This is a genomic window from Streptomyces sp. NPDC020489, from assembly GCF_044386545.1.
Classification (GTDB): domain Bacteria; phylum Actinomycetota; class Actinomycetes; order Streptomycetales; family Streptomycetaceae; genus Streptomyces.
Window position 1 is genome coordinate 697,738 of sequence record NZ_JBIRUZ010000005.1, and the last position, 10,235, is coordinate 707,972.

General features: G+C 71.2%; 6 protein-coding genes and 2 pseudogenes. 3 read left to right on the forward strand and 5 right to left on the reverse strand.

From position 1 onward, the window contains the following. The first annotated feature begins 181 nt into the window (after window positions 1-181). Window positions 182-1,426 (forward strand): YncE family protein, encoded by a 1,245-nt coding sequence (locus ACH41F_RS17100; RefSeq protein ID WP_398836344.1) that lies wholly within the window; start codon window positions 182-184, stop codon window positions 1,424-1,426. Between the two features lie 3 nt (window positions 1,427-1,429). Here ACH41F_RS17100 and ACH41F_RS17105 read toward each other — a convergent pair. The 5 genes and pseudogenes from ACH41F_RS17105 to ACH41F_RS17125 all read right to left on the reverse strand — a co-directional run. Further along, a pseudogene (locus tag ACH41F_RS17105) lies at window positions 1,430-1,839 on the reverse strand (glycosyltransferase); the annotation flags it as partial. A gap of 7 nt (window positions 1,840-1,846) precedes the next feature. Further along, window positions 1,847-1,939 (reverse strand): annotated as a pseudogene (locus ACH41F_RS17110) (MerR family transcriptional regulator); the annotation flags it as partial. Between the two features lie 51 nt (window positions 1,940-1,990). Further along, window positions 1,991-3,841: an endoglycosylceramidase gene (locus tag ACH41F_RS17115; protein ID WP_398836346.1), complete on the reverse strand. Its 1,851-nt coding sequence runs from the start codon at window positions 3,839-3,841 to the stop codon at window positions 1,991-1,993. Window positions 3,842-3,933: 92 nt separating this feature from the next. Next, window positions 3,934-5,958 carry a GTP-binding protein gene (locus tag ACH41F_RS17120; protein ID WP_398836349.1) on the reverse strand — a complete coding sequence of 675 codons (2,025 nt, stop codon included), beginning with the start codon at window positions 5,956-5,958 and terminating at the stop codon, window positions 3,934-3,936. A 353-nt stretch (window positions 5,959-6,311) separates the two neighbouring features. Beyond that, window positions 6,312-7,229: a phosphotransferase gene (locus ACH41F_RS17125; RefSeq protein ID WP_391230625.1), complete on the reverse strand. Its 918-nt coding sequence runs from the start codon at window positions 7,227-7,229 to the stop codon at window positions 6,312-6,314. 304 nt (window positions 7,230-7,533) lie between these two features. Here ACH41F_RS17125 and ACH41F_RS17130 point away from each other — a divergent pair, with 304 nt between their 5' ends. Then, window positions 7,534-9,480, forward strand: coding sequence for a glycosyltransferase family 2 protein (locus ACH41F_RS17130; protein WP_398836352.1), 1,947 nt, complete (start codon window positions 7,534-7,536; stop codon window positions 9,478-9,480). Window positions 9,481-9,483: 3 nt separating this feature from the next. Then, window positions 9,484-10,092: a dTDP-4-dehydrorhamnose 3,5-epimerase gene (rfbC, locus tag ACH41F_RS17135; protein WP_391230623.1), complete on the forward strand. Its 609-nt coding sequence runs from the start codon at window positions 9,484-9,486 to the stop codon at window positions 10,090-10,092. The last annotated feature ends 143 nt before the right edge of the window (window positions 10,093-10,235 follow it).

The following is a 10,235-nucleotide window of genomic DNA, read 5'->3' on the forward strand; positions in this document are numbered from 1 at the left end:
AGTGGTTCGCCAGGTTGATCGTCCACTGGCTCGCCAATTTTGTCGTGCACGCAGTCTTGTGGAGAAGGGTGCCCCTTCCTTACTTTGCAGTAAGTTGACTCTGAAAGTACCTGTGTTCAGATTCATCCGCTTCGACTTGGCATGTCCTACTCATGAACCCCACTCAGAGGAGAGAGCCGTCATGCCTGTTCTCAGGCCCCGACATCTGGGCGCCCTGGCCGCCGCGGTCGCCCTGGCCGTCACCGCCCCGGCCACCACCGCCTCCGCCGCGGACGCCGCCGCCCTGCGCGAGGTGCTGTTCGTCGGCAACAACTGGGACGGCACCGCCGACGTCCTCAGGTCCACCGGCGATCTCGCGAAGATCGGCCGGATCAACGTCATCCCCGACAAGGACGCGCGGATGGCGGAGATCAACGCCGACCCGATCAGGTGGATCTACTTCATGGCGATCCGCAACGGTGTCGGCGAGGGCCACGACCAGTTCGTCGACGACATGTACACCACGCCGGACGGCGCGTCGGTCGTCGTCTCCCGGCCGAGCTTCGCCGACGTGGTGTCGATCAACCTGGCCACCGGGGCCGTCAACTGGCGCTTCCCCGTGTCGGGTTACCGCTCCGACCACATGGCGGTCTCCCCCGACGGCACCCGGGTGGCAGTGTCCGCCTCGACCTCGAACACCGTGCACGTGCTGGACGTCAACACCGGAAAGCAGCTCGGCAAGTTCTCCACCGGCGACAAGCCGCACGAGAACATCTTCACCAAGGACGGCAAGTACATCTACAACATGGCGATCGGCGACGTGAACACCGCCACCGACGCCCCGTGGCTGGACTGGACGAAGGGTGACCGGCGCATCACGGTCGTCGACGCCACGACCTACCAGCAGGTCAAGGTCATCGACATGCGCCCGAAGCTGGACGCGATCGGTCTGGGCGACTACTCCGACGCGGTCCGCCCGGCCGTGTTCTCCCCGGACGAGTCCAAGCTGTACTTCCAGGTGTCGTTCTTCAACGGCTTCTTCGAGTACGACCTCGCCACCGACAAGATCACCCGGACGAAGACCCTGCCGAAGAACCCGGCGACCAACGACGACCGCACCACCTACGTCAACGACTCACGCCATCACGGCCTCTCGATGAGCCCCGACGGCTCCAAGCTCTGTGTCGCCGGGACCATGGACGACTACGCGACCGTCGTCAACCGCACCACCCTCCAGGAGGGCCCGCTGGTCACCGCCTCCAAGCCCTACTGGGCCACGGTCAGCGGCGACGGCAAGCTCTGCGTGGTCTCGGAGAGCGGCACCGACCAGGTCACGGCGATCAACTTCGCCACCGGCCAGAAGACGGTGTCCGTCCCCGTCGGCGACCACCCGCAGCGGGTCCGCCTCGGCCACGTCGCCGCGAACTGGACGAGCCCCGCCTCCTGAGGCTCAGCCCACCGACCGCGCCACGGCCTTGACCGCCTCGCCCGCACCGTCCTCGGTGGCCATGAGCCGCGCGGCGGCCATGGCGGCACGGCTGTAGGACTGCTGGCGTACGACACGGCCGAGCGCACCGGCGAGCGTCTCGGCCGTCAGCGACCGGAACGGGATCGGGTCCGTGGCGGCCCCGATCCCAGCCGCCGCCCCGCCCAGAACGGCTGGTCCGCCGTCACCGGCACGGGCACCGCGGGCACCCCGGCGCGCAGTCCGGCCGCCGAGGTGCCCGCGCCGGCGTGGTGGACCACGGCGGCGACCCGCGGGAACAGCAGCGCGTGCGGTACGTCCCCGACGGTCAGGACGTCGTCGCCGTCGGCCGGGAGTCCGGCACTGCCGGTCTGCATGATCCCGCGCAGGCCCGGTTGCGGTGCCGGGCGTGAGCAGGCCGGTCCGGTCGTAGTGAGGGAGCGTGCGCACCGTCACTCCGGCCCAGGGCGCGACCTGCCGCACGGAGTAGCTCATCGACCTGCCCTTTCGTCGGGGTCCGGCCTCGACCCTGACGTCAGGGGAGGGTCAGGCGAACTTCGACGCCATCCAGGCCGCCAGCTCGGACCTGGCCGCGTTCAGCACGGTGGCCGAGGGCGTGGTGGCCCCGTTGGTGACCAGCGCGTAGTGCAGGGTGCCGCTGTCGGTGTCGGTGAGCAGCAGGCGGCGGCTGCCGGTGCCGCCGGGCTCGGCGGCCGTGCCGATCGGGGTGGACGAGGTGTACGCCGGCGGGGCGTGGGCCGTGCCGAGGTCCGAGACCACGGTGGTGGAGGCGTTCGGGAAGGAGGCCGGGAGGTGCAGTTCGGTGGGTGCCGAACCGCTGCCCGAGCGCCAGACCAGCAGGGAGTACTGGCCGGAGCCGACCAGCGAGGACACGTTCGGCAGGCTGCCGGGGACCGGGTTCCAGGTCAGGGTCGTGGAACCGTCGCGGGAGCGGTCCTCGTAGGTGAAGGCGAGGGTGCTGCCCGAGGTGGCGCTCGGGTAGATCCGGTCCAGGAGCCGGGCGTCCTGGCGCAGCACCGCCGTACCGGAGTCGTCGAGTCGCACGGCGGACAGGTCCTCGTCGTTCCAGGCGTCGCCGCTGGTGAGCACCTTGTCCGGGTTGCCGTTCATCAGCTCGTGATGGCGGCCGTGGTAGATGTCCCACTGCCACTGGGAGCCGGACAGGACCGGCCCTGAAGTGGCGGGCGTGGTCCACCAGTTGGCGCCCTTCACCCGGGAGTCCAGGGCCTGGTACATCGCCTTGAGGACGGTGGGGGCCTTGCCGGCGGTGTTGCCGTTGAGCGGGTGGCCGAACTCGCTGACGACGGCCGTGGTGCCGAGCGCCGAGGCCCGGTCGCGGACCGTGCCGAAGTCGGTCGTGTACTGGCCGTCGGAGGCGTTGCCCCACATGAGGATGCCGGAGATGGCCTTCTGGTCGTAGAAGTGGGTGTTGAAGACGTACCGGGAGCCGATCGTGCCGGCGTCGAGGAGGCCGCCCTCCTCCTTGCTGACGTTGCCGTTCCAGAAGAGGTTGGGTTCGACGAAGGCGGGCTTGTCCTGCCAGCCCGCCGCGTCCATCCGGGCACGGAACTTCACGTAGAAGGGCCACAGCAGGTCGCGTTCCCAGGTGCGGCTGTTCTGGCCGGAGTCGTAACTGCCCGCGTACGGCTCGTTGTAGGGGTCGAAGCCGAGGACGCCCGCGAACTGCTCGGCGGTGAGGTGCTGCCTGACGTACGTCATGGTCTGCTGGGCCATGTTCAGGAAGGAGTCCTGGAGGCCGTGGGCGTTGTGCCAGAAGTCGTACTGGGCGGCCTTCACCGCGCCGTTCTGGGTGATGTTCTGGCCCCACAGGAAGCAGATCCCGCAGGACTCGTCGGGGTAGTTCCCGAGGTCCACGGCCCACTTGGGCGCGCCGTCGCCCGTGTACCAGCTGTCGGGGTCGAAGAGGTGGCGGGAGTAGAGGTCCTGGTGGAAGTCGGGGTAGACGCGGATGCCCGCGTCCAGGAAGGCGCCCATCTGCGCGGTGGCGGCGGACAGGTAGGCCGTGTCCAGCTGACCGCGCACCGGCTCCGCGTACGCCCAGGAGAGCAGGAAGCGGACGGAGTTGCCGCCGCCGAGGGCTCTGAGCGCGGTGGCGGACTTCCTCGCGTCGGCCACGGAGGCGAAGGGCAGTCCGTGGTTCTCGTCCAGCTTGGTCTCGCCGGAGACGTTGTAGCCGCGCAGCACGACCTCGCGGCTCTGCCCGTCGACGAAGCGTCCGTTCGACACGGTCAGGGCCGTGCCGTCGAACCAGAGGGAGTGGGGGACTGCGGCGGTGGCGGGCTTGGCGCCCGCCACCGTCAGGGGTCCGAGAAGGACAACCAGAACAACCAGCAGACGAGCCCGGATATTCGGCATGTCCACTACAGTCAGGCGCTTTCCGGACATCGTCAACACTGGTGACTCATGAGTAAGTCTCAGGTTTTTTCACACGATGCTTCTCAGCCGACTCAGGAGCCCACCCTGCGCGTCACGTTCAGCAGATACTCCTTGCGGTTCAGCGGGTTGTGATCGGTGCGCGGCCGGCACGGCACCTCGCCGCGCAGGACCGGCGCGTAGTGGTCGAAGCCGCTCTCCCACTCCCCCTCGCCGCGCGTGAGTCCGGGCAGCCGCTGCTCCAGAGCGTGCACCCGGGCCGCCGGCACCGCGCCCTCCAGAACGCAGACGGCACCGCGCGTCTCGGTGGTCCGCGGCACCGCCCCCAGCGCCGCCAGCACCGGGAGCAGCGCGCCCAGCGTGTCCGCCGGGGCCTCGACCCGGAACCGGTGCATGGGCTCGTACACCTGGGTGCCCGCCCTGCGCAGCGCGTCGGTCAGCACCAGCGGGGTCAGTCCGCGGAAGTCCGCTCCCGTGCTGGACATGCTCTTGTCGAAGCCCTGGTGGGAGTGGCTCTGCCGGGGCCAGTAGCCGCAGTGGGTCATGGTGACCGTGCAGTCGGTGACCTGCCAGCCGTTCAGTCCCTGGCCGAGGGTCTCGCGGACGGTGTCCTCCACGGCCTTGAAGAAGGCGTACGGCATCGACCCGAGCTCCACCTCCAGCCGGAAGGCGATGCCGGAGCCGGCCGGAGCCGGGTCCACGCGCAGGCCGACCGTCGCGAGGAAGGGATTGGCGTCCTTCTTGATGAACTCCGCGGCCGCCCCGGTCCCGGCCGGTCGCTCGACGCACAGCGGCGTGGTCTCGCGGAACCCGACGTCGAGCCCGAACTCGTCCGCGAGAGTGGCTTGAACGACCTCCTTCTGGACCTCCCCGTACAGCGACACGGAGGTCTCCTGGCGCACCTCGTCGTGGCGCAGCCCGATCAGCGGGTCCTGTTCGGCGAGCCGGGTGAGCGCGAGATGCAGCGCCCGCCGGTCCGTGTCCGGCCCGGGGACCACGACCGTCTCCAGGGTCGGCGGGGCGAAGAAGCGGTCGTGGGCCTTGCGGGGTTCACCGAGGGCGTCCCCGATCCTGACCTCGCCGAGCCCCCAGAGCCGCGCGATCCGCCCGGCCGGTACGGCGTCCTGGCGGATGTCCGTGCCGTGGTCGAACACGCTGACCGCGGTGACCCGGCTCTCTTCCCGACCGTCGCCTCCACCGGCCTCCCCGACACCGGTATCGCCGGTACGGGTGTCGCCGGCACGGGCACCCCCGAAGGGAACCCGGTCGCGGGTGCGCAGCGTTCCGGAGAACATGCGCACGTAGGCGATCTTCTCCCCCGCCGGTCCCCGCTCCACCTTGAACACGGTCCCGGAGAGCGGCCCCTCGGGGTCACCGTCGGCGCGCGGCAGCAACTCCTTGATCCCGTCGATCAGTTCGGGCACACCGGCCCCCGTGACCGCGGAGCCGAAGAACACGGGGTGGACGAGGGCCTGACGCGTCTGGGCGACCAGCGCCGCACGCGTACGCCCCGGCGCGAGCGTGCCGTCGACGAAGGCGGCGAGCAGGTCGTCGTCATGGTCGGCGAGCACGTCGACCGGCACGGGGCCCGGCACGAACGCGGCGTCGCGCGTGCCGAGTGCGACGGCTCGCCCCATCGGGACGAGGGCGGGCGTCAGCCGCTCGGCGAGGGCGCGCAGGACACCGTCGTCCTGAGCCCCGCGCCGGTCGATCTTGTTGACGAAGATCAGCGTGGGGATGCCCAGCCGCTGAAGGGTCCGCATCAGAACCCGGGTCTGTGCCTGGACCCCCTCCACGGCCGAGACGACCAGCACCGCGCCGTCGAGCACGCCGAGGACGCGCTCCACCTCGGCGATGAAGTCCGGGTGGCCGGGGGTGTCGATGAGGTTGACGGTGACGTCGTCGACCGCGAAGGAGACGACGGCCGACTTGATGGTGATGCCGCGCCGGCGCTCCAGCGCGAGGGTGTCGGTCTGTGTGCTGCCGGCGTCGACGCTGCCGATCTCGTCGATGACTCCGACCGAGTGCAGCAGCCGCTCGGTCAGGCTGGTCTTACCGGCGTCGACATGGGCGAGAATCCCGAGGTTGAGCAAGTGCACGAAGCGTCATGTCCTTTGAGGAGGGGGTGATGTCTTCTCGGTTGGACATGCATGCGAGTCGCACTGCTGCTCTCCTCCACGGATTGCCGATCGGTCCCCAGCAGTGCAGCAGATCCGCTCCCGGGGCGCCAACGGATTTACGCCCGGAAACGCCCCGGCCCTCGTCCGCCGGCTGATCTCCCCCACCGCTCGCCTGTTCCGCGCGGCAGGAACGCCGGTCGCCGGGCGAGCGGCCGTGGCCGCGCGAGGACGCGCTCGGCGGCATCAGGACTGGGGTCCGCGCCTGGACCCCTTCCACCACCGAGGCTGACACCAGCACCGGCGTGGTCGCCGCCCTCGTATCGGCGCCGGCTTCAGCCCCGGCGGTGGTCCGCGATCACCTGTTCCAGGTGGCCCAGGGCCCGGGTGACGCGGGCCGGGTCCTGCTGGAAGTACGGGTCGTCGGGCACCGGGAGGGACCCCGCGACGGCCCAGCCACGCGCGCGTGCCCAGGTGGCGTCGTCGGCGCCGACGGCCTCACGGAAGGCGTCCCGGGCCCGGGGAGGCAGGAAGTTGAACGCGGGCAGCAGGTCCACCGCGGGGTCGGCGACGGCCAGCGTCCCGAAGTCGATCACGGCGCTCAGCCGACCGTTCCTGCTCAGCAGGTTGCCCGGGGCGAGGTCGCCGTGGATCCACACCGGCGGCTTCTGCCATGCGGGCGCCGCGAGGGCCGCCTCCCACACCTCCGTCACCGCGTCGACGTCGACGAGTCCCGTCGCGCGCAACGCCTCCAGCTTGGGCCGCACCCGTGCCTCGGCGGCCAGCGAGTCACGCGGATCGCCCAGGGGCACGCCCCGGAAGGCGTTGCTCTGCTCGGGGCCGGGCCCGCCGGTCGGGTCGATGTCCTGGAGCGCGGTGACGAACCCCGCGAGGTCGAGGGCGGCCCGGACCGGGTCGGCCAGGCCCTCTGCGGTGGCGGTCTCGCCGTCCAGCCAGCGGTACACCGACCACGGGTACGGGTAGCCCTCGCCGGGCGCGCCCATCTCCAGGGGCTCGGACACGGCGAGCGGCAGCCTCGGGGCGAGGTGCGGCAGCCAGCGGTGCTCGCGGGCGACCTGGCCCGCCCAGTGCGCGTACCGGGGCAGCCGCACGGACAGGTCCTCGCCGAGCCGGAAGGTGGCGTTGTCCATGCCGGACTGCTGAACCGGGGCCAGGGGGAGGTCGGCCCATCGCGGGAACTGGGCGGTGAGCAGACGGCGTACGAGCGTGGTGTCGATCAGCACGCCGTCCATCTCAGCGGGGTGACGCCGTGGACGTCCAACGAATTTGACGTGCCCCCACATGCCATGACCGTCCGAGCCCGCCGCTGGTTCTCCCGTTCGGCGCAGAAAGATCGAGGAATGGGGAACTCCATGTCGGCTCACAGGAGTTCCTCACGCAGTCCGACTATCGGCAGGGGTTCGTCAACGTTCACCTGATCGGTACGCGATCGCGGCGGTGGCCGGAGCGAGAAGCGTGATGCCGTCGGGTTAGCATCTGGCCACAAGCACCGCACCATGACAGAAACGACAAGCGACCCAAGGGGGACCGAGCCTCATGCCGGTCAAGGTCAGCGTCGTCGTCCCGGTGTACAACCCCGGGGTGTACATCGAGGACTGCATCGCATCTCTTCAGAGGCAGTCGCTGCCTCCGGACGAGTACGAAGTGATCTTCGTCGATGACGGTTCCACCGACGGAACACCAGCCCGGCTCGATGAGCTCGCTGCCGAGGATTCCCGCGTCCGGGTCTTCCACCAGGAGAACTCCGGATGGTCGGGCAAGCCTCGCAATGTGGGGATCGCCGCGGCCCGGGGCGAGTTCGTCATGTTCGTCGACAACGACGACTACCTCGGCGACGAAGCCCTGGAGCGGATGTACGACTACGGCGTCGCCAACGACGCCGACGTGATCGTGGGCAAGATGGCCGGCAAGGGGCGTCCCGTCCCGGTCGAGCTGTTTCGCCGCAACCACCCGCGCGCGTCCGTGGAGAACGCGCCGCTCATCGACAGCCTCACCCCGCACAAGATGTTCCGCCGGGCCTTCCTCGACGACATCCAGCTGCGCTTCCCGGAGGGCCGCCGGCGCCTCGAGGACCATGTCTTCATCGCCGAGGCATATCTGCGCGCGGGCAATGTCTCCGTGCTCAGCGACTACGTGTGCTACTACCATGTGCGCCGCGACGACGCCTCCAACGCCGGCTTCCAGCAGTTCGACCCGGCGGGGTACTTCAAGAACCTGCGTGAGGCCCTCGACGTCGTCGAGACCTACACCAAGCCGGGCGATCTCAGGGACCGTCTCTTCCGCCGCTGGCTGCGCAACGAGATGGTCGAGCGGCTGCGCGGCAAGCGGATGCTGGCGCTGCCCGACGAGTACCGCCGCGCCCTGTTCGCGGAGATCCACGCCACCGTCGTCGAGCGCTTCGGCCCCGGTGTCGCAGCCGGGCTCCCGCCGACCCAGCGGCTCGTGGCCGCGCTGATCGCCGCGGACCGCTACGACGACGCCGTGGCCTTCGCCGAGTGGGAGGCCGGCATCGGCCTGCGGGCCGTCCCCGAGGGCGTGGAGTGGCAGGACGGCACCTTGCGGGTGACACTGCGCACCGAGTTCACCTCCGGCGGCGAGCCGATGCTCTTCCCCGCCCAGGGCGCCCCGGCCACCGACGGTCCGCCGCTGGACGTCGCCGAGGCCATCGCCTGGGTGTCCGCCGACTGCGTCGCCCGCTTCGGCACGGCCACCGGCGACCTGCTGCTGCGCGAACGGGCCAGCGCCGCCCAGCACTTCCAGCCCGTCGAGGTCACCCGTGAGACGGTGCCCGAGGGCGAGCGCGTCCGCCTGGTGCTGCGGGTCACGGCCACCGTCGACCCGGCCACCGCGGCCGACGGGGTGGCACCCGCCGGCGGACTGTGGGACGCCTTCGTCCGGGTCCGGCTCGGCGGATGGACCAAGGAGTGCCGGCTGGGCCCGGCCCCGGTCGAGGACCGGCCCGAGCCGCAGGCGGCCCTCGCGGGCGGCCGTACGGTCCTGCCGTACTGGACCAACCCGCACGGCAACCTCGCCCTCGCCGTGGACCGCGCGCCCCAGCGGCTCGGTCTGGACCGCGTCACGCCCGGGACCGTCACCGTCTCCGGTGACCGGATCGAAGTGGCCGTACCGCTGCACGTGTCCGGGGAGACCAAGGTCGTGCTGCGGCTCGGCTCCACGCGGATCGTGGACGTGCCCGGCACCCTCTCCCCCACCGCGGACCGGACGGGGGCGGTGCTGGCGGCCGAACTGCCGGTCGCCGAACTGCGCGGCGCCACCTGGCGGGTCGCGCTGAACCCCGTCCCGGAGGCGCCCGAACCGCGCCACCTCGCGCTGCCGTTCGCCCTGCGTGCCACGGGCGCGACGGTCCGCGCGGTGCGCGCGCCGAGGCCCGGCGGTCTGGAGCGGCTGGCCCGCAAGGTGCGCCGCAAGCTCGGCAGGGTGCTGCGCGGTGCGGTGTCCCGGATCAAGAACAGCAGGAGGTAGCGGGTGCGACCGCTGGGCATAGAGGGCGCCTGGGTGCTGGAGCCCAAGGTGTTCCCGGACGAGCGCGGCAGTTTCCACGAGTGGTACCGCGGCGAGGAGTTCCGCGAGGCCACCGGGTACGACCTGTCACTGGCGCAGGCGAACTGCTCGGTCTCCAGGCGGGGCGTGCTGCGCGGGGTGCACTTCGCCGACGTGCCGCCCAGCCAGGCCAAGTACGTCACCTGTGTGCGCGGTGCCGTCCTTGACGTGGTGGTCGACATCCGCGTCGGCTCGCCCACGTACGGCAGCTGGGAGGCGGTGCGGCTCGACGACGACACGCGGCACGCCGTCTTCCTCGCGGAGGGGCTCGGGCACGCGTTCATGGCGCTGACCGACGACGCCACCGTGGTGTACCTGTGCTCGACGGGCTACGCGCCGGGTCGGGAGCACGGCGTGCACCCGCTGGACCCGCAGCTGGGCATCGCCTGGCCCGAGGGGATCGCGCCGGTGCTGTCGGAGAAGGACGCGCAGGCACCCTCCCTGGCCGAGGCGGAGCGGTCAGGACTGCTCCCGTCGTACGCGGAGTGCTCCGCCTACTACGAGCGGCTGCGCAGCGGGACGCCCGCGGACTGAGAGCGTCCGAGCACACAGCGGTGGGGCCCGCCCCACCGGCGGCCCCAGGGGGGGGGCCCCCCCCGGGGGGGGGGGCCCCCCCCCCCCCCCGGGGGCCCCCCGCGCCCCCCCCCGGCGGGGGGGGGGGCCCCCCCCGGCCCCCG